The following is a 20,540-nucleotide window of genomic DNA, read 5'->3' as shown; positions in this document are numbered from 1 at the left end:
TTTAGCAAGAAAACAGGCTGTGTCTCAGGACACAGCCCTATAATCTTTGTTTATTTTTTTGATGCTTGATACAAATCGTTGATTTCTTTTACATAATCGTCGCCGCCGCTTTTTTTCCAAAGCTCGACAGCTGCTTTAAAGCCTGCTTCATCAATTTGTCCTACGATGAACTTGGTTCTGGCATCACTGATGATGTTATCCAATTGAGGACCTTTTTGTGCATATACGTTGGAAACAAGTGGCTCAGCAGGGTTCGCTACTACGATAGACTCGTTTGCTTTTTGTACTTCATTCGATTTAATACGAACCGGTGTTTGAACCACTTCATAGTATCTATTTTCTGGAATACCCATGAACATTTGGTTCAAGCCGCTTACTTCCTGATCCATCATAGCTGTATCCTTGATCGGCTCGATGCCGCCTTCTACTTTCTTGTAGTGCTTGCCTTCGATACCGTTGAAGCCTAGGTTTTGTGCTTCCGCTTCATTTAATTTATCCAAGAAACCAAGTACTTGGCGAAGATCCTTTTCTGTTTTCACAGTCGATTTGGAGATAACAAGCATACCTGCGTAACCGGATGTAGGAAGCGCACGGTTACCTTTTGGACCGGAAACAGAGCCTAAGATATCCATGAAGTACTTGCTCTTATCGTCTTTGCCTGCTTGCTGCAAAGCGGTATGAATTTTGTCATCGATTCTTGCCGCATTGTCCGTTACGTCAACCATAACGCCGGCTTGTCCATTTACGATAGGATCTGTCCATTTGTTAGAATCCATGACGGCAAAGTCCGCATTGATCAGCTTCTCGTCATACAGCTTCTTGAAGAATTTAAGGGCATCCATATACTCTGGAGCAAAGTGTGCAGGAATTAACTTGCCGCTTGCGTCAGTACCCCATTTATTCGGCACGCCGAACCAGGTTTGCATAATATCGAAAGGACCGGTGTATTTGGAAATAACCATGCCGTACGTATCGTTTTTGCCGTTTTTGTCCGGGTCTTGGGTTGTAAAGGCTTTCAGCATGTTGTAAAAGTCGTCGATCGTCTTCGGTTCTTTCATTCCAAGATTATCCAGCCACTCTTTGCGGTACACGATACCATTTCTTCCGAGCGGTCTTGCGCGGTATACACCGTAGACTTTGCCGTCAACGGAGATATTGTTGTTTACGATCGAATTCGCTTTACTCAGGTTCGGGTAGTCTTTCAAATACGGGCCTACTTCCCAGAATGCACCGGAACGAGCCGCATTGATGAAGCTTGCTGTTTTATCTTTAATAACCATTACGGTAGGCAATTTACCGGATGCAAGAGTAATGTTCATTTTCTCCGCATAAGAGGAGTCCGGTACCCATTCCAAATGCATTTTACTATTGGTGAACTTCTCCAATTCTGCAACTACAGGACTTCCATCCTTAGGAAACGTTGGCTTAAACGCTGGAAGCATGATACTGAGCTCAAGAGGTGCTGACGATGCAGAGGAGCCTGCGTCTTTCCCTGCTGCTGGCGCCTTGTCTCCACCCGATCCACAGCCAACTGCAGTAACTGCAATCGTCGAGATCATGACCCCACTTACTAAACGTTTCAATTTCTTTTTGGATTCCATGAATAATTGCCTCCCTTTTTATCTTCATTGAGTATAACAATTTTAGCTAAATGATTGGCTTAAAATTTATAATAATTCGCATTACCGGTTTGTATCCCCCCTTTTTTTCAGCAATGCGAAGAACTAATCAATGATTTGGATTACAACATAGCAATGGTTTAGCCTTTGATCGATCCAATCAAAACACCTTTAGCAAAATGCTTTTGCAAAAACGGATATACAAGCAAGATTGGAATGGTACCGACAACGATTACCGCCATTTTGATTGTTTGCTCTGGAGGCTGAACGAAGGTTGGGTCAAGCTGACTCATATCCCCAATGCTTCCTTGGGAGAGCATAACCAGCTGTCTAAGCATAACCTGTAGCGGCCATTTGTCCGGATCGTTAATATAAAGCAGGGCCGTGAAGAAATTGTTCCAGTGACCTACGGCATAGAAGAGGCCGAAGGTGGCAAGCACAGGCTTGGACAATGGAAGCACGATGCGCCATAGAACGCCGATTTCAGTACAGCCGTCAATTTTTGCGGCTTCTTCAAGCCCTGGAGGCAGCTCTTGGAAAAAGTTTTTCACAACAATCAGGTTAAAGGCGCTGATCGCTCCCGGCAGCATCAATGCCCAATAGGAATCGAGCAAGCCAAGGTTTTTCACAACCAGGTAAGTCGGAATCATCCCGCCGGAGAACAGCATGGAGAATAGCACCATATTCAATATGGTATTGCGTCCCATTAAATCTTTTCTTGCCAATGCATAGGCCATCGTAACGGTAAACACCAAGTTCACCAATGTCCCCATCGCCGTCACATAGATCGAAACCAGGATGCTTCGGAACAGCGTATCGGATGAGAAAATGAATTGATAACCGGACAACGAGAATGTCTTCGGAATCAGAAAGAACGCTCTTTGAGTCAATTCCGCTTCCGTGGCGAAGGAGCCCGCAATGACATAAAGGAAGGGAAGTATCGTTAAGAGTCCAAGTATTCCGAGAATCGTGTAATTTAACCCGTCGAACAAATTGCCTAGAAAGCTTCTATGATGTCTCCCCATAGTATCGAACCTCCATTATTAATAAATGCCTGATTGCCCGAATCGTTTGGCCAAATAGTTACTTGTAAAGACAAGAATGACGCCTACAATCGATTTGAACAAACCGACCGCCGTACTGTAGCTGAATGCTCCCTGCGTAATCCCCATCATATAGACATAGGTATCGAATACGTCGGCTACTTCCCTGTTCAGAGCATTGGTCATCAAGTAAATTTGTTCGAAGCCGTTCTCCAGCACATCGCCTACTCTTAGAATTAACAAAATAATGATTGTGCTTCGTACAGATGGAAGCGTAATGTGCCACATTTGGCGCCAACGGTTAGCTCCATCCACAATTGCTGCTTCGTATTGCTCGGTATCTACTCCCGCTAGAGCAGCAAGGAAAATAATCGTCCCCCAACCGCATTCCTTCCACATCGTTTGTAAAATGATCAGCGGTCTAAACCATTCCGGATTTGAGAGAAAATCAATCTTATGTCCGGTGTACTGCTCGAGCATGCTGTTGACGATACCGCCTTCGGTAGTCAAGAACACGTATGAAATACTGGCCACAATAACCATCGATATAAAATGCGGCACATAAATGAGCGTTTGAATCGTCCGTTTATAGAAGTCTTTACGAATTTCGTTCAACAGAAGCGCTATTGCAATAGGTGCCGGGAAAAAGAACACCAAATTGTATAAAGAAAGCAACAGCGTATTTCTCATCAGCCGGGCAAAATCCGGATTTTGAAAGAAGTTACGGAAATGATCGAAACCTACCCACTCACTGTTCCAAAAGCCTGTAAAGGGTTGATAGTTCTTAAAGGCAAGCAGCACGCCCCACATAGGTACATACTTAAAAATGAGAAAGTACAGCAAGCCGGGTAATAAAAGAATATACATCCATTTGTCTCTTTTTAACCGATTGAGGAATAGGTCCATGGTACTTTGTTTTTTACGTACCTTCATTTGGATGTTGTCTGTCGTTGTTGTGTGCCCCATAGTTTCACTCCTTATTCGAATATCATCTTTATCTTGTGACAAGTTTCGACCTTTAACGATACATTAAGACTTGTTTCGTCGTTCGGTTAAGTCATAGTCACATTGTGTTGTATAGGGCTTTTGTTTTCAATTAGACATTCTTGATTTGCCCTGGTTTTGCTGTTTGTACTACTTTTGCAAACCTACTCTTTTCTTGATAAAAAAGAAAAAACCCGCTCTACAAGCGGGTTTTCAGGCTATCCTTTGCGGCTCATGTCGCGATATTGACTCGGTGTAACGCCTTCGTATTTTTTGAAAATACGATTGAAATAACTATGCTGATATCCGACTCTTTCCGACACCTCATTAATCTTCAGCTCCGAATTCCTCAGCATCTCCTTTGCCTTTTCCATTCGAAGATCCGTTAAGTAATCGATGAAGTTTTTGCCTGAGACTTGCTTGAAGGTTCGGCTCATCACAAACGCATTTGTGCCGCAATGCTCAGCGCAGCTGTCCAGTGAAATATCATTCATGTAGTTAGCTTGGATATAAAGCATGGCTTGCTCGATCATTTTCTTAATTTGGAAATCCGCGCGATTTTCCATTGCTTCGATAAATGGACTGATCACTTTATTCATGAACCACAGTTCAATCTGCTCCGGTTCCCTCAGCATGGAGAGCTGTTCGAATAAATTCACTGACTTGAACAGTTGGTTCGGATTAAGACCGGATTGCATAATAGCGTGCTCAAGGGACCCAAGTAAATTCATCATCCCCTGCTGAACATCCATTTCCTTGACCCTATCTGCTGCTAGCGCATCCATGAAAGCATGTACATGCTGCCTCGCCTCATCCGCTTGTCCCATCCGCATAGCCTGAATAATGTCTCTTTCCAATGAGAACGGGTATTGAAACGGCTGATGTTCTTCCAGCTTACTCAAAGCTTCCAGATCTATGATCTGATTCTCTTTACTAAAGTTCCGATAGCTCATGGCAAGCTTAGCTTCCTCGAACAAGAACGGAATCTCCCTGATCTTGCTCGTTGCTTTACCCAGGGTAATAGTTACCTGCATCTTGAGAATTTGATTGATCGTTTTCATCAAAATATCGCTTAGCTGATACAGCTCATTCTTGAACGATTGACCTTCCGGAATATTGATCATAAGTCCGACGGTTAAATTATGAAAATTAATAACGTGGCAATGCTCGAATCGTTCGTTGACAAGCTCCTCGACCATATTGGCCGCGGCAAAGGTTATTAGCCCCTCATCTCCGTGAGAAAATCGGCCTCCGGTATCCAATTCCGTCATCCCAACTAATTGAATATATAATACGATATATTGACGTTGGTCGGTATTCCAGCCGTAATGATTCATCCGGTCCATAAGGTCAGCTTCCGAGTAAGCGGATAAATACCCTTGAATAAGCTGAAGAAGGAAGCCTTCCTTCATCTGCGGTAGCTGCTGCTCTAACTTCGTTTGCAGCTCTAGGCTTTCCCTGTTCAAATGCTGCCAATGCTTCTCAATCAGTTCAAATTCGTCACCGTGCGTCTGGTTCCCTCCGCTCAGTAAGCCTACAAGCTGATTTAACGGAGAGTAAATTCTTCGTGAAGCGAGCCAAGACAGAACGGCAGCTAGAAGCAGCCCGGCACAGCTGACAAGAACAATGGCTTGAGAAAGAAACACAATAGGCTTCTTAATAGCACTGGTAGGAGCGATAGAAACATAGATCCACTTGTTGCCGATTCTATCCAACGCTCCGGCGGATACCGAATACGTATTTTTATCCCATTTAAACAGGAACGACGTTTGATCAACATTGCGGCTGAGCACTTCCTTTTTAACCGCATCAATCAATGTGGAAGCCTGCTTGCTCTCTTCCGTTGAGATCAGAACGTCTCCATCCTCCTGCATCATGAAAGCTTCTCCTTCATCATAAGGAGCAACCGTTTTCAATAGTGCAACGACATTATCACGGTCCAGGCGTGCTACCATGAGTCCGAAGGGTTCTGATATCCCTCCTGGGATTTTATGCACAAGGGCTACATCATTTCCCGTTTGGTTTTTAGTCAAAGTAGGCAAAGTGGTCCAATATACATTGGGTCCATTTTCACCGACTCGTTTAACCTGCTTCCATTCGTCCGAATTTTTATCGATAACGCTAATCTCAGGGTTAAAATGAACCGGGAGTAGACCGTCGATATACAGATCCAATCGCTTAGCTAAAGGCATGGCGCCTTGCATCAACACAATCGTTTTGGAAATATCTCTTGTGAGTGAAAACTGTCGATAAAAATCGACTTCCTTCAAACTGTAATCAAACTTGGTATCCAATGCCCCATGTGACATAGATAGCTCCATATTTGCAAACTGCCCGTCAATATTTTCTGCTCTCTTAATAATTTGATTTTTATGCAGCTGAAGCAGCTCGTTCTCTATCCGGCCGCCGACAAACCAATAGATTAAGGCTCCGGTAATTAATCCTGGGATACTGGCAATGATCAGAATGAGGACAAGTATCTTCCGATAATGTGTGCCTTTTCCTCCATAAAAGCTGGAGCCCCAGTGACTCAAGCGCTTCTTTATCGTACCGAGCAATCCATTCACCACCAAGAAGTATTAAATGTTAGCTATCTTTTGTAAGAAAGAACCATTTGTATTCATTATATTACTAACATACCTTTATTTGTTTTTGTTTTCAACCGTTTTATTTTGAAATATTGCATGCCTATTGGTTATTTATTTGAAATCAATCTTTTAACCGAGGCCCATCAACGAGAAAACCTCTATCGTGGCCTTTTAAAAAGGGACCGCGAGTAGAGGCAGGTTGTCACGCCAAAGGCGAAATCATTTTTCGATTATTTGACGATAAAGCGTATACCTATACCGGATGGATCTTGGGTTAATAAAGCACTTTCCTGCCGCTGGACCGTAATCCCAGAGCTCGCAAGCTGCTCTTGTGTTTTTTGCAATTCGATCTCATCAGGAAGAACGATGGTGAAATATTGAATTCCGGTCCCATTCGGAGGTGGAGGGGAAGCACCGTGGCCAGCCCATAGGTTTAGGCCGATATGATGATGGTATCCTCCTGCAGAAATGAAGAGCGCCCCCATCTGTCTCATTACATCGGACGTAACGTCAAAGCCGAGCATATCACAATAAAAATGTTTGGATGAAAGAAGATCTCCGACATGAAAATGGACATGCCCCATGGTCGTACCGACTGGCAGCTTGCTCTCGGTGCTGCCTTTGACCTCGTTCAACAGGCCGTCCCAATCGATAGGATCCGTTGCCATTTTGTAATTTCCTTGCGCGTCTCGCTCCCATGTATCCCGAGGGCGATCCCGGTATATTTCAATGCCGTGATTATCTGGATCCGTAATATATAGCGCCTCACTCACCAAATGGTCCGCTTGACCGATGTGAATCCCTGATTGTATGAGCCTTTGCAGCACGATTCCCAAATCTTTACGCGTTGGGAGCAGCAATGCGAAATGATAAAGTCCACTCGCCGATCTTCTTGGGACCACGGCGGCATTCGGAATTTCTTCGAGAATGAGCAGCGTTCTTTTCCCGTCTGCAGTCAGTTCCACAATGGTGCTGCTACGTCTGAGAACCGAGAAGCCAACAACCTCCTCATAAAACTGAAGCGATCGTTTTAAATCACTTACCCTTAAGCTGACTTCACCAAGCTCCATTGCCGGATGAATCGTATATGACATAAAGAAAATCACCTCCTAAAAAAATAGAACCGTCATCTGTCGCTCCTCCGGGACAAGAATACGGTCCAATACCATTTCCTTACCATAAAAAAAGGATATCCTCCCGTAATCTCTCTCCTAAGTTAACTTATTATAACCCAAGTAAACAACTCGAAACAATGTAATATCCTATCATTTGTATTTAAATTACTATTTGTAACCGAATTCATTTCAGGGAAAAAGAAAAAACCTGCAACAACTTGCAGGTTTTTAACAAAACTACCTTATTCGGTTACTTTCCACTTGTAAGTAAGCAAGGAAGACAAGAAGACGAGTGCAAGTCCTTGCCCCCAGCCTTGGATGCGTTGATGAGCAACCCCTTTATATCCTTCGGCATCCTTCATAACGGCTGTTCCAGCAGATACGCCTGTAACCGTTCCGTTCGCGCTCACACGACCAAGCACTCCATCAATAGCCTTTTGAATTTGCTTGTTGTACAACGGCGAGCCGATAGCCTCATTGAATCGAACCAAACCTGCTGCTAGACCCGCAGAGCCGGATGTTTCCGTATAAGCTGTCGGATCATTTAATACCGTGTGCCATAAGCCATCTTCCGCTTGGAGGCGCACTACCGTGCTAAGCTGGTCTCTGAGAGAATCGTACATTTTCATATATCCGGGATGGGTGACCTCTACAATAGCCAATGCTTGCCCCATCGTATAGGCAGCCCAGCTGTTGCCTCTAGCCCAATACACAGCGGACATGTTGTTCTGCACAATATTGTCCCATCCATGGTAGTACAGGTTTGTATCCATATTTTGCAAGAATCTTTCGTGGCCGTGGTACTGAAGCAAGCCATCCTCCAGGAAATCGTTGCGGTTGAGCAGTGTCCCGATACGAATCAGGAAGTAACCTGCCATGAACATGGTATCGACCCATGCTTGCTCAGGGAAATAGTAGTTTTGAGAAACCGTATGCTGAAAAATACCGTCAGCAAACCGGACCGCATCATTTTTCAAATGCTCCGCCATTTTAATGGCCGTCTCCAAATATTCTTCTTTCTTTGTAGCTTCATACAAGCTGAGAAGCGTGTGACCAATGGAAACCGCATTGACGGTTAACGGCGGGATCCCTTCCTCCAGCTGCTCGTCTACCCATTTGGTCATAACGTTCAAATAGGCTTCGTTCTTGGTAGCCGCGTAAGCGCAGCTAATTCCGTAATAGGCAACGCCTGCAGGCCAATCCCATGTAAAATCCATATTGCTGGTTCTTTCTACGATTCGATCCAAGGTTTGTTTAATGGCTTGTTCATCAAATTGAAGGTACGGCATAGTAATCTTCCTCTCTTATAGTCAACTTGTTAGTTTATTGGTTAGTAGTTAGTTATTGACTGGTTGCAAGGTATGACTTGCATAATCAAAATATTTGCCTTCGAGCAGACCGCTCAAAGTATTAGTCACTTTAACCTCGACCTGATTTGCACCTTTTCGCAGCAGATTCGATGAGCCTGTCCAACGATAAGGTGACCATGGCCCGATCTGCTCGTCCGTCATATCTCGGTTCCAAAACCAAAACGGTTGGAAACGGAACAGTGACGGCGGCGGCTGAAACAACTTCAGGTCAAACATGAGCTTCCCCCTCCTATGTCGTTATCCGCTCTTGTTAATTAACCTTATACGATGCAGGTCTGTAACACAATTACACATTTTTGCTGTAGCCAGGAATAGCATTTGCACTATTTTGTATGCTTGAGACTTCCTTGCCAAAACGCGACAGGACAGCCTTTGCCACCTCATAAATCAGCAAGAAGCCACATATGTTAGGGATAAATCCGAATAAGGAGGTGAACCTATGGCTGTTGTTAAAGCCAGGGAACAGGATATCAATTTGTTGGCAAGATTGCTCCGGGCTGAAGCCGAAGGTGAGGGAGAGCAGGGGATGCTCCTCGTAGGAAACGTAGGTATCAACCGAATTCGTTCCAACTGCTCCGACTTTAAAGGGCTGCGGACTATTCCTCAAATGGTGTATCAGGAGCATGCCTTTGAAGCAGTACAGCACGGTTATTTCTATCAATCTCCCAGGGAAAGAGAGAGGCGTCTTGCAAGACGCTCGGTAAACGGTGAAAGATTGTGGCCGGGCAAATACAGCCTGTGGTATTTCAGACCCGCAGGAGATTGCCCGGATACTTGGTACAATCAGCCTCTGGTCGGTCGCTGGAAGTTACATTGCTTTTATCAGCCGACCGGGGAAGAGTGTGAAAACATCTATAATACGTATTAAATGTCGCCCCCTCGCAGCGGCGGAGAAGATCTTTTTCTTCGTCTGCAGCGAGGTTTTTTTCATTTCATGTGTAACCTTTTCCAGCTATCATCCGTCTTAATTAATAGAGAAAACAAAAATAATAGTTTCTGTAGTTAAATTGTAAAACTTTTTTAATGTTATTTTAATAATCGTAATATATCCTATTTACATATCCAATATTAGGTTGGTGATCATTGATGAAACTATTTATTACTGTCCAAAACAAAACCGTACCCGTATACACCGATGAGAAAACAAGTAAAAAATTTAATTTATTAAAATCCGCTTTGGAATCCAAGGTGACCAAAGGGAGAAAAGCGATTAAGAAATGTCTTGATTCGCTTATCAGTATCGAAATCGTCGGGTGCGAAGCCATTCTTCATTCTCTTAACGAACGAGATTCACTTGCGTTGTCTCTCTATTAAGAGATAACCACCGTAGAACGATTATCCAGCTTCTTATTTATTATACGGTTATTCTTCAGAGGGTCTTGGATGACCCTCTTCTTTCCATTTCTTCCCCCTCTACTCTCAATAACATCACACCACACTTGTTCGCATTTTCCTTTTTCGTATACAATGATAGGAATCCATATTTTCCGTTGATTAAGGGAAGAAGTGAACCTATGAACCTATTACCGATTGATCCCGTATTACCAAAACTTAAAGAAACGCTTCGATCCTGCTCTAACGCAGTGCTTGTAGCCCCGCCGGGGGCAGGAAAAACAACCCGTATTCCTCTTGCATTATTGGACGAGCCTTGGCTGTCAGGGCGAAAAATCCTTATGCTGGAGCCACGTCGGCTCGCTGCAAAGTCCGCAGCCCGGTTCATGGCCTCCGCTCTAGGAGAGCAGGTTGGGAATACCGTAGGCTACCGAGTGAAGCTCGATACTCAAGTCAGTGCTATAACGCGTATTGAGGTCGTAACGGAAGGTGTACTTACCCGAATGCTTCAAGCCGATCCGGCGTTGGAAGACGTGGGCATCGTCATTTTCGATGAATTTCACGAGCGAAGCTTGCATGCCGATACCGGCTTAGCCTTATGCCTTCAATCACAATCCTTGCTGCGCGACGATATACGAATATTAGTTATGTCGGCAACACTCGACGCTGAGCCTGTCACCAAGCTGCTGGGCAATGCACCGACAATTATTAGCGAAGGACGCAGCTTTCCTGTGGAAACACGTTATTGGAACCGAAGTACAGAAGGAAGGATAGAGTCCTCCGTTGTCCGTTGTATTCTTAATGCGCTAGCTAACGATCCTGGTGATCTTCTCGTCTTTCTCCCTGGTGAAGGCGAGATACGTCGCGTCGAAGCTATGCTCTCAGAACAAGCTCCAGAGACGGGGTATCCGCTGCGGATCGCCCCACTCTACGGTAGCTTGCCTCAGGACGCACAGGACTTGGCCATCGCGCCTAGCCGCCCGGATGAGCGCAAAATTGTTCTTGCTACCTCAATTGCCGAATCGAGCCTGACAGTGGAGGGCGTGCGGATCGTCATCGATGCGGGACTCATGCGGGTTCCCCGCTTCTCACCGAGAACGGGGATGACGCGTTTGGAGACGATTCCCGTCTCCCGTGCCTCAGCGGATCAGCGCCGGGGCCGTGCCGGGCGGACAGCGCCCGGCGTATGCTACCGGCTCTGGACGGAGCAGGAAGACCGTAACCTCCATTCACGAAGCGCACCGGAGATTACAGAAGCGGATCTGGCGCCGCTGGCACTTGAACTGGCGCAATGGGGCGTCTCCGATCCTTCCGAGCTGTGCTGGCTGGATCCTCCACCATCAGCAGCGTTCTCGCAAGCTCGTGAGCTGCTGATGAGCTTGCAGGCGCTCGACATAAACGGAAGCATCACCGAGCACGGCAAAAGCATGGCCGATCTCGGGCTTCATCCACGTCTCGCACATATGCTGCTCAAGGCAGTTAAGATGCAGCTCGGCGTACTCGCCTGCGAGCTGGCTGCCCTTTTGAATGACCGCGATATTCTGAGAAGTGACGGTACCGGCAGAAATGCCGATATCCGTTTACGCGTTGAGGCGCTTCGCAAGTCAGCTTCTGCTAATCGAATCCATGAGCTGTATCATGAAGGCTTTCGGATCGACACTGCTGCATGTAGAAGAATTAATGCAGAAGCAAACCAATGGAAGCGTGCGCTCAAGCTATCGCATCCCCCCACTCACGAAGATGTGGATTCATGCGGCATCCTGCTGGCGCTGGCTTATCCAGATCGGATAGGCCAGCGTAGACCGAACGGCCGTTATTTGCTGCAAAATGGTCGCGGAGCTGCGTTCAGCGACACACAGCTTCTCGCGAGCTCTGCTTATTTAGTTGCTGCAGAACTGGACGATCAGAGTGTAGAAAGCCGCATCTATTTGGCGGCACCTGTTGAACTAAGCGATATAGAGCAATATATAGGAGATCAGCTCGAAGAAGAAACTTGGGTCGGCTGGGATACCACCGTACAAGCCGTACGCGCAAGAAAACGCCAGCGTCTTGGGGCGCTGGTCGTAAAGGATGCTCAACTAACGCATCCCGATCCGGATGCAGCACTCCAAGCTCTACTCGAAGGCATCTCGCTGGAAGGCTTATCCATACTAACGTGGACCAAAGCAGCCCGGCAGCTGCAGCAGCGCATCTGCTTCATGCATCAAGTGGATGCTTCATGGCCCGATGCTTCGGAAGAAGCACTCATTTCAACACTGGGAGATTGGCTCGCCCCCCACTTGTACAGCTTGAAAAGCCGAAGTGATCTAGAGCGGCTCCACTTGGCAGATATTCTGGAAACATGGCTTTCCTGGGATCAACGGAGGGAGCTCGACACTTACGCACCGACCCATATCGTTGTTCCTAGCGGTTCCCGTATTCCTATAGATTACACAGACCCGGCATCTCCATTGCTTGCCGTTAGGCTGCAGGAAATGTTCGGACTAACGCAAACGCCCCGTATCGGCCGCGGCAGTGTTCCTCTCACGCTGCATTTGTTGTCACCTGCACACAGACCCGTGCAAGTAACTAAGGACTTGGCCAGTTTCTGGTCCAATGCCTATTTTGAGATAAAGAAGGATCTGAAAGGACGTTATCCAAAACATTACTGGCCTGACAATCCTCTCGAAGCCATGCCAACGAATCGAACTCGTCCGCGTGCCTAACCCTAAATTGTTGTGAAGCTTCATCAAGAAGACGCCAAAAGACCCGGTATGCGTAAATAGCATAGACCGGGTCTTTGTGCTGTTGTAGGAGCTGCTTAGCTTGTTGTTAAAGCAAACCTACAGTTTGCATGAAACAGGTTACTCCTGCTTGGGACCAGCGTTGCGAATTACTTCCGACACGTCCGCAAACTTCTCAAAGTTACGAATGAACCGACCTGCAAGTTCTCGCGCGTTAACATCATAAGCTGCAGGATTCTCCCATGTTTTACGGGGCTGAAGCACTTGACTAGGAACGCCTTCAACCTGATCGGGAACGCCGACGCCAAAGATCGGATCAGGAGTGAATGCAGCTTGCTCCAGACTGCCGTTCAATGCTGCCGTAACCATCGCCCTTGTATAAGTCAGATTCATCCTTTTGCCAACACCGTAGCTGCCTCCGGACCATCCCGTATTCACAAGATATACCTGTGCTTGATGCTCATCAATCTTTTTGCCGAGCATTTCCGCGTAAGCACTTGGGCGTAGCGGCAGGAACGGCGCACCAAAGCAAGAAGAGAACGTAGCTTCCGGCTCTGTAACTCCCCGCTCCGTACCTGCAAGCTTCGACGTATAGCCGGAAAGAAAATGATACATCGCCTGCTCCTTCGTCAGCTTCGAGATCGGAGGAAGCACACCGAATGCATCAGCAGTTAAAAATACGATTACTCCAGGGTGTCCTGCAGCTCCAGGGATAACGGCGTTAGCAATGTAATCAACTGGATATGCCGCACGAGTATTTTCCGTAAGCGAATTGTCCGAATAATCGGCTTCACCGGTTTGCGGGTCCAAAACTACATTTTCAAGCACAGTACCGTTTTGAATGGCTTCCCAAATTTGCGGCTCCTTCTCCTTGGTGAGTCCGATACACTTGGCATAGCAGCCTCCCTCGAAGTTAAATACACCTCTATCCGACCATCCATGCTCATCGTCACCGATCAAGCGTCGGTTGGGATCTGCTGAAAGAGTCGTTTTGCCGGTACCTGACAGACCAAAGAACAATGCTACATCCCCTTGCTCACCGACATTTGCTGAACAGTGCATAGGAAATACGTCTTTAAAAGGAAGCAGGTAATTCAATATACTGAAAATCGATTTCTTCATCTCACCGGCATACTCCGTGCCGCCAATCAGTACAACTCGACGCTCGAAAGAAACGACGATGAACGTCTCCGAGTTCGTTCCGTCTTCAGCAGGCTCTGCTTTTAAGCCGGGCATTGCGATAACCGTAAACTCAGGCTGATGAGCTGCCAGCTGCTCCTCGGTTGGTCGAATGAATAATTGGCGAACGAACAAATTATGCCACGCGCGTTCGTTAATCACCCGGATTGGAAGACGATACTCGCTATCTGCCCCTGCAAAGCCGTCGAAGACGAATAGCTCACGATCTTTCATATAATCCATCGCCTTAGCATACAGCTTTTCAAAATGAACCTGTGACATCGGCTGATTGACTGCGCCCCAAGCAACGTGTTCCATAACGGACGGTTCTTCTACAATATATTTATCCTTTGGCGAACGTCCGGTATATTTGCCAGTTGTAACTGTAAATGCGCCGCTCGAAGCAAGCTTTCCTTCCTTACGGCTTAGTGCATACTCAACCAGCTGGCTGGCTGATGCATTCATGTGAGCGTTTTCTTCTACTAACAGTGCCGGGTCAAGTGTAAGTTCATTTATTTTCATGGGGTTCCGAATCCTCTCTTGGTGAATGTGATGTATTATATCGAAGCCGCTTTGACGGACAACACTTCTTGTTTCTTGCTCTTTTCCTTGCATTGTGCATGGTCGCATTGACTATAATAAGTAACTACTTTTTCCGTATCTACAGTATCGATGATTTCTCCGCAATGTTTACAAACAATGACCCCTAACTCTAAAGAACCGCCATAGATGCTTCGCATGTTTCTCCCACCCTTTCGCCTACGGTTTGAGTTAATTCCACAACGCGGCAAGCATATGCCCATTCGTTGTCATACCATGCCAACACTTTAATTTGGTCGCCGGATGCCATAACGGATAATCCATCAATAACAGCGGATTTCGAGCAGCCGACAAAGTCAACCGATACTAGAGGTTCTTCCGAATAATCAACATAGTGTGCAAAAGCTCCATTGGCTGCGGAGCGAAAAGCTTTTCTTACCGCTTCCACCTCAGCTGGCCGTGCTACTTGAACTGTCAAATCGATCAAGGATACGTCCTGCGTTGGAACACGGACCGACAGGCCTTCAATATGCGGTGCCAGATGCGGAAGCACGTCAACCAGCGCTTTCCCTACTCCTGTTGTTGTCGGAACAATCGACTGCGTGCAAGCGCGGGCTCTTCTTAAATCTTTATGCGGATTGTCCAAATGGTTCTGATCCGACGTTGAAGAATGAATGGTCGTCAGCCAGCCGCTTTTTACTTGAAATGCATTGTCCAGTATAGCTAAAACGGGAGCTACACAGTTGGTCGTGCAGGAAGCTGCCGATAATATCTTATGCTGGGCAGGATCATAAGATGGATCATTAACCCCCATAACAACAGTAAGATCCATTTGCTTTCCAGGTGCCGTCACGATGACAGAAGATGCGCCGGCTCTCAAATGCTTTTGAGCGCCTTCACGATCATTGAATTTACCGGTAGCGTCGACAACAAGCTGAACGCCCAGCTGTGCCCATGGAATATTGTCCGGGTCACGTTCATAAACCACTTGAATCGCATGACCGTTAACAACCAATAAACCATCTTGAATAGAAATTTGCGCTCCCCATGTTCCGTGCACCGTATCATATTTCAATAAGTGCGCAACCGTTTCCACCGGATAAATGCTGTTAATAGCTTTCAAGACGATGGACTGTTCCGGGTTAGAGCAAATTCTTCTCACCAATAATCTGCCGATTCTTCCCATACCGCTAATGCCTACACCTGTTGTCATGTTCTGCCTCCCTCATTAATGTGCATTACTTATATATATGGTATAACATAATTATAATTATGACGCAATATATAATCGATAAATTGTATTATACATGTGAAAAGTTTTATTTATAGCGTCATATTATATACAAAAAACACCCTAAAACCATTAACGCTTTATGGTAAGGGTGTTTCATAAATGGTATTGTTGTATAATTATGCCTTAGAAACAGGCTGTCTTCTCTTGGCTCCTAACACATGCAGGGCATATAAAATCAAGAACAGGAGCATACTGACAGCAGAAACTCTGTACATCCCCGCATATCCAGTTCCTGTTGCAACAAAGCCGAGGCAAACGGAACCTATAGCAATGCCTAGATCGATTGAATTATAAAACATTCCTGTCGCTACTGCGCGTCTCTCCGGAGCGCTGCGCTGTATCGTCCAAGCTTGCAGTGAAGGCTGCAGCATCCCGTAGCCGATTCCGTAACAGAGTGCCGAGATGACGAGCAGCGTCATATTCGATGCGTACGATAGCAGGATCAAGCCCAAGGCCGTAAACAAGGCTCCTGGCGGCAAAACAGCCGCATGACCTTTGCGATCGAACAGTTTGCCTGAAAAAGGGCGGATAATAAGAACCATCATGGCATTAAACAAGAAAAACCAGCCTACGTTCCCGAGGGAAACTTCTTTACCGAACAATGCGATAAAAGTAATCAGACCGCCGTAGGTTACGGATAAGAGTAGATTCAAGCCGCAAGGGAATACCGCTCCTTTTTCCCATATTCCACTTTTGCCCTTTCCAGCAGAAGAAGGGTTAGTGACCGCAGGAGCTTTCGCAGGAAAACGGATAAAAGCCGCCAGCGGAAACACGACAACGGCCAGCACTGACGTCACCCCGATGAGTGTGTTGAAGCCGTAAGCATTCAACAACCACAAACCAATAACCGGAGCAATGGACATCGACAAGCTGGTCGAAAGCCCGAAATAGCCCATGCCCTCTCCCATCCGATTTTTAGGAATAATCTCAGATGCTAGTGTCCCAAACGCCGTACCTGCAATGGCGAAGCCAATTCCATACACGATTCGAAGAACAAGTAACGAACCCAAGAAGTGCATAAAGGCGTATCCTGCTGTAGAAACTGCAAATATGATGAGCCCGATAAACATCAAGCGGCGCTCTCCTAACAGTTCAAATAGTTTAGCTGCGAATAATCGGGTGGCTATTGCTGATACAGCGAACAAGCTGATAACAAAGCTGATCATCGTTCCGCTGCTTCCGAAGGTGCTCGATACATGGGCAGGCAGCGACGGAGTAATCATTTGAAGATTTAAGTACACACATAAGTTACATAAGGTCAGAAAAATAAAATTCATCGTCCAGAGTCTGGACGACGATGATGGTGGTTGATTCATTGTAATTGTAAATTCCCTTCCTGTCGTTCCATAGTTGTAGTTTTAAAAAAGTATAAGTGGGCGCCCACTATTTGCCTTGAACATGTGAATCATCATGAAGCTTCTCGGCAGTCTGGCTGATTTGAGAAAGTAATTGCTTCAATAGCTCCTGCTGAGCAAACGGAATATCACGAGCAGCATCCTTTAGCGCTTGCAGCTCAATCGGTACGAGCTTCTCCGCAAGCTCAATGCCAAGCGGTGTTGAATAGACGCAAAAAGACCTACGGTCCTCGGCATTCATCTCTCTTCGGACATATCCTTTCCGCTCCAAGACATCCAGAATACGGGTTGTGGTAGGAGGATCTTTATCCGCGCGGGAAGCTAGCTCCTTCTGGCTTATGCCGTCATTGCCCTGCAATCTGCACAGCACAGTCCACTGCTCCGGTGTAATATTAAACGGCTTGAATCTAAGCAGGAGCAGTTGCGACATTCTTCGGTATGCTTTCCCGAGCAAAAAACCGAACGATCCGTCCAAATCATAAAACTGCATTATGATTCCTCCTTTCCTTTCTAAATTAATTGTTGTAACAATAATATCATAAGCAACTAAACGATGCAATGGATTGGTTACATATAAAAAAAAACCGCACGCTTCAGACGAAGCAGTACGGGGTCACGATAAAAAGATTATACGTTAATAAGTCCTGTTTTTTGTAAATTGTTAAAGCTGATTGCAAGACTCTCGAACGGATTCCGTCCGTAGCATTGATCCTGCTCTACAGCCCCCCATTCTACTCCAATTTCATTACAAGCCTCTAGAATGCGTTTGAAATTCATATTGCCTTCTCCAACCTCGGCGAAACGCTGCTCACGGTCACCCGTAACAGCCATGTCTTTCAAATGAACGACCTTCATTCGGCCGTTCACCTTACGGATCCATTCAACCGGATCAGCTCCACCCGCTTGTACCCAATATACATCCAACTCGAAGTCAAATGCCGTCGGATCGGACTCCTCGAACAAAATATCCATGCCGGTCTTGCCGTCGAATTTGGCAAATTCAAAACTATGATTATGGTAAATGAACGTTAATCCTGCATCCTTCAGCTTTCTCCCGATTTTGGACGCTTGCTTCGCAAATGCAGCATAACCTTCACCGCTTGTCCGATATTCCTGCGGCAATCCGCCCAGTCCTACATACTGACAGCCCCAAGTCTTATGCTTTTGGATGACACTATCGAGGTTGTTCAACAAATCCGGATAACCGATATGCGTAGCACAAATCGTCAGCTGCTCACGGTCCGCCAATTCCTTCAACGCCTCATTGTCGATAGGACCTACACCAGATACTTGTACGGCATTGTAGCCGATCTGTTTAACCTTTTTCAGAGTTTCAGCAATGTCTTCCGGTGTTTTCAAAAACTCTCTCAACGTGTAGAGCTGTGCTGCAATTTTCAAAATAGGACATCTCCATTCATCATAAAATGAGGATTTAGTAGTTCAAGTTCAATTTACCATATTCATCTTCATAGTTCTACCAAAACTTCCCTATCTCATTAATTAGATTACAAGGAAGGATAGAGGATAAGGACACGCGCCGAGTGCGGAGGCATATCCGATAAGGTGAGCTGCTCCTGGTGATGTCCAAGCTCTTCACCCTTCCAGAAATCCTCAATGCGTCCTGCATGATCCAACTGGACAGTCAAAGTTGAAGCCGTCTCCTGCCAGTTAAACAAGCATAGCAGCTGACGGTCAGGTTCATTAACTCTGCCTACGCGGAAGCTGTCATCGTCAAACCTTGCCGCTTTATTACGGGTGGTCAGCGCTTTTTTCACAATATCCAAATTTTCCGAAGACATGGTAGACATGTCATCCCCAGACAGTACCATACCGCCAGACGCCACGATGTAAGCAGCGTGGAAGCTGAATTCATCCGGTGTAATGGAAGATAGGCCTCGACGCACTGTGCCATCTGGATCCACGAGCTTAATGTTGCGGTTCTCAAGCACCAAGCAATCAGGATCGTTAACCCACAGACGGTTGTGCTGCCAATTGCGGGAGAAGCCTTCGGCAGCTAACAATGCAAACACTGGCCATTTCCGCGCAATGTCTCCTGTGACCCGCATCCCGTGCACGGTTCCAAGCGAAGGCCACATTGGAGCGTTGCAGCCTAACAAGAAGCTGTCTTGACCTGCTCCTTCCAGTACTGCCTCCATACCCATTCGGTAGGCTTCTACTTTTGTGGCTTCCGGAATATAGCGCCGCCCTCCCGGGAGTGCGCCCCACATGTTTGCATCCAGCTTGAAGTAGTGGCAGCCCCACTCTTCCCGCATGGTCCGAAACACATGTCTTAAATATTCACGTGCTTCCGGGTGCGTCCCGTCCAGCATGTACCAAGGACCTTGGCGCCAGCCACCAAATGAAAATTTATTCGAGGCAAGAGGTTGTCCGTTCTCATCTTGTATGAACCAATTCGGATGCTCCTGGAACAACGCCGATTCCTGTTGAGCGATAAAAGGTGCTACCCAGATAGCAGGCTCAAAGCCTTCGGACTTAATCTGCTTGCACAGCTTCTCCATGTCGCTGAACGATTTGCCTGGAATCAGCCAATCCCCCATATAGGCTTGGTAGCCATCGTCAATTTGTATATATTTTAATTGAGGCGCTTGCTCGCCTATCGCGTGTAAATTATCAAATATATTTTGCTCGGTTACTTCGGGTCCGAAGCAATACCAGGAACACCAGCCGTTCGGTGCGCCAGGCGTTTCCAGTCTTGGGTGATGCGATTCGAGCTGCTTGCCGAACTGCTCAAGCAAAGCTTCTCTATCGCTTCCTTCGAAGATAGCGAAGCTTTCAAGCTCCCAGCTTTGTCCCGGTTCAATAACCAACTGCTCGCCGTCGAGCACAATCTCATAATGACCGCTCGCTAATCGAATTTCTCCCGTGTAGCAGTTGCAAGAGGTAAAGCCCATCAGCGTATGGCTTGAAGCATCCTGCGACAACAACACGAAGTTATAAGCGGTAAAGAAGCCTTCCGTGGCAGGAAGCTTATAATGCTTACGATCGTCAAACTTACCTATGAGACCGGGCTGACCAATCGTTCCTCCATATTGTGATAGCATGCTATAGCCTTCGCCATAAAACTTAGTTTCCGCCGCATAAGGCCATTCCCCTTTAAACAATATCATTTCTTTTACAGCGATAGGGTTACTTCCTTCATTCACAAGCTGAAACGATGCCGAGTTACCGGACCATTCCGTCACTATGCGGACATGCTCGTTAATGTTCCCATCCGCTTCTCTAACAAAAGAAGAAGCATTTTTGATAAAATCGATACGAGTTGAAATCATTGTTGTAAACACTCCAATGTTTAAATTTGTTTTTTTCTCTACTTTTATATGAACTCACTTCAAGACTTCCAGATGACGGAAGCTAGTATAAACATTATAGCAACTGAG

The 20,540-nt window shown here is 46.2% G+C and carries 17 protein-coding genes; 3 read left to right on the top strand and 14 right to left on the bottom strand.

What is annotated here, in order from left to right; all coding sequences use genetic code 11:
* Positions 1-50: 50 nt before the first annotated feature.
* The 7 genes from BP97_RS0114640 to BP97_RS0114610 form a co-directional block, all read right to left on the bottom strand.
* Complete coding sequence (locus tag BP97_RS0114640) at positions 51-1,601, bottom strand: extracellular solute-binding protein (protein ID WP_028549774.1); 1,551 nt, start codon at positions 1,599-1,601, stop codon at positions 51-53.
* Positions 1,602-1,759: 158 nt separating this feature from the next.
* A complete protein-coding gene (locus BP97_RS0114635) occupies positions 1,760-2,644 on the bottom strand; it encodes a carbohydrate ABC transporter permease (protein ID WP_028549773.1) in 885 nt (294 codons plus the stop codon).
* 18 nt (positions 2,645-2,662) lie between these two features.
* The gene (locus tag BP97_RS0114630) at positions 2,663-3,568 is read right to left on the bottom strand and encodes an ABC transporter permease (protein WP_442952367.1); all 906 of its coding nucleotides are present in this window, start codon (positions 3,566-3,568) and stop codon (positions 2,663-2,665) included.
* A 296-nt stretch (positions 3,569-3,864) separates the two neighbouring features.
* A complete protein-coding gene (locus BP97_RS0114625; RefSeq protein ID WP_231506307.1) occupies positions 3,865-6,204 on the bottom strand; it encodes an AraC family transcriptional regulator in 2,340 nt (779 codons plus the stop codon).
* Positions 6,205-6,464: 260 nt separating this feature from the next.
* The gene (locus tag BP97_RS0114620; protein WP_028549770.1) at positions 6,465-7,328 is read right to left on the bottom strand and encodes a VOC family protein; all 864 of its coding nucleotides are present in this window, start codon (positions 7,326-7,328) and stop codon (positions 6,465-6,467) included.
* A 263-nt stretch (positions 7,329-7,591) separates the two neighbouring features.
* Entirely contained in the window at positions 7,592-8,638 is a 1,047-nt protein-coding gene (locus BP97_RS0114615; protein ID WP_028549769.1) for a glycoside hydrolase family 88/105 protein, read from the bottom strand.
* Between the two features lie 48 nt (positions 8,639-8,686).
* A complete protein-coding gene (locus BP97_RS0114610; protein WP_028549768.1) occupies positions 8,687-8,935 on the bottom strand; it encodes a hypothetical protein in 249 nt (82 codons plus the stop codon).
* A gap of 223 nt (positions 8,936-9,158) precedes the next feature.
* On the opposite strand from BP97_RS0114610, the gene BP97_RS0114605 reads away from it, so the two are divergent.
* The 3 genes from BP97_RS0114605 to hrpB all read left to right on the top strand — a co-directional run bounded on the left by BP97_RS0114605 (position 9,159) and on the right by hrpB (position 12,756).
* Complete coding sequence (locus tag BP97_RS0114605; protein WP_028549767.1) at positions 9,159-9,587, top strand: cell wall hydrolase; 429 nt, start codon at positions 9,159-9,161, stop codon at positions 9,585-9,587.
* A 218-nt stretch (positions 9,588-9,805) separates the two neighbouring features.
* Positions 9,806-10,033 carry a hypothetical protein gene (locus BP97_RS0114600; protein ID WP_028549766.1) on the top strand — a complete coding sequence of 76 codons (228 nt, stop codon included), beginning with the start codon at positions 9,806-9,808 and terminating at the stop codon, positions 10,031-10,033.
* A 200-nt stretch (positions 10,034-10,233) separates the two neighbouring features.
* The gene (gene hrpB, locus BP97_RS0114595; RefSeq protein WP_028549765.1) at positions 10,234-12,756 is read left to right on the top strand and encodes an ATP-dependent helicase HrpB; all 2,523 of its coding nucleotides are present in this window, start codon (positions 10,234-10,236) and stop codon (positions 12,754-12,756) included.
* Positions 12,757-12,894: 138 nt separating this feature from the next.
* On the opposite strand, the gene pckA is transcribed toward hrpB, so the two are convergent.
* The 7 genes from pckA to BP97_RS36330 all read right to left on the bottom strand — a co-directional run bounded on the left by pckA (position 12,895) and on the right by BP97_RS36330 (position 20,432).
* Positions 12,895-14,475 (bottom strand): phosphoenolpyruvate carboxykinase (ATP), encoded by a 1,581-nt coding sequence (gene pckA / locus BP97_RS0114590; protein ID WP_051620594.1) that lies wholly within the window; start codon positions 14,473-14,475, stop codon positions 12,895-12,897.
* 35 nt (positions 14,476-14,510) lie between these two features.
* Entirely contained in the window at positions 14,511-14,693 is a 183-nt protein-coding gene (locus BP97_RS36335) for a GapA-binding peptide SR1P (RefSeq protein WP_036745886.1), read from the bottom strand.
* Complete coding sequence (gene gap, locus BP97_RS0114580; protein WP_028549763.1) at positions 14,666-15,706, bottom strand: type I glyceraldehyde-3-phosphate dehydrogenase; 1,041 nt, start codon at positions 15,704-15,706, stop codon at positions 14,666-14,668. Before gap ends, BP97_RS36335 begins: the two co-directional genes overlap by 28 nt.
* 197 nt (positions 15,707-15,903) lie before the next feature.
* Entirely contained in the window at positions 15,904-17,103 is a 1,200-nt protein-coding gene (locus BP97_RS0114575; RefSeq protein ID WP_028549762.1) for an MFS transporter, read from the bottom strand.
* 67 nt (positions 17,104-17,170) lie between these two features.
* The gene (locus BP97_RS0114570) at positions 17,171-17,632 is read right to left on the bottom strand and encodes a MarR family winged helix-turn-helix transcriptional regulator (RefSeq protein WP_028549761.1); all 462 of its coding nucleotides are present in this window, start codon (positions 17,630-17,632) and stop codon (positions 17,171-17,173) included.
* A 137-nt stretch (positions 17,633-17,769) separates the two neighbouring features.
* Positions 17,770-18,540: a sugar phosphate isomerase/epimerase family protein gene (locus BP97_RS0114565; protein WP_028549760.1), complete on the bottom strand. Its 771-nt coding sequence runs from the start codon at positions 18,538-18,540 to the stop codon at positions 17,770-17,772.
* 107 nt (positions 18,541-18,647) lie between these two features.
* Entirely contained in the window at positions 18,648-20,432 is a 1,785-nt protein-coding gene (locus BP97_RS36330) for a glycoside hydrolase family 36 protein (protein WP_051620593.1), read from the bottom strand.
* Positions 20,433-20,540: the final 108 nt, after the last annotated feature.

The sequence above is a fragment of the Paenibacillus sp. UNC451MF genome (assembly GCF_000686845.1).
In the GTDB taxonomy this organism is placed as follows: Bacteria; Bacillota; Bacilli; order Paenibacillales; family NBRC-103111; genus Paenibacillus_S.
The sequence above is the reverse complement of the archived record's forward strand: the minus strand, read 5'-3'. Positions and strand labels throughout refer to the sequence as shown.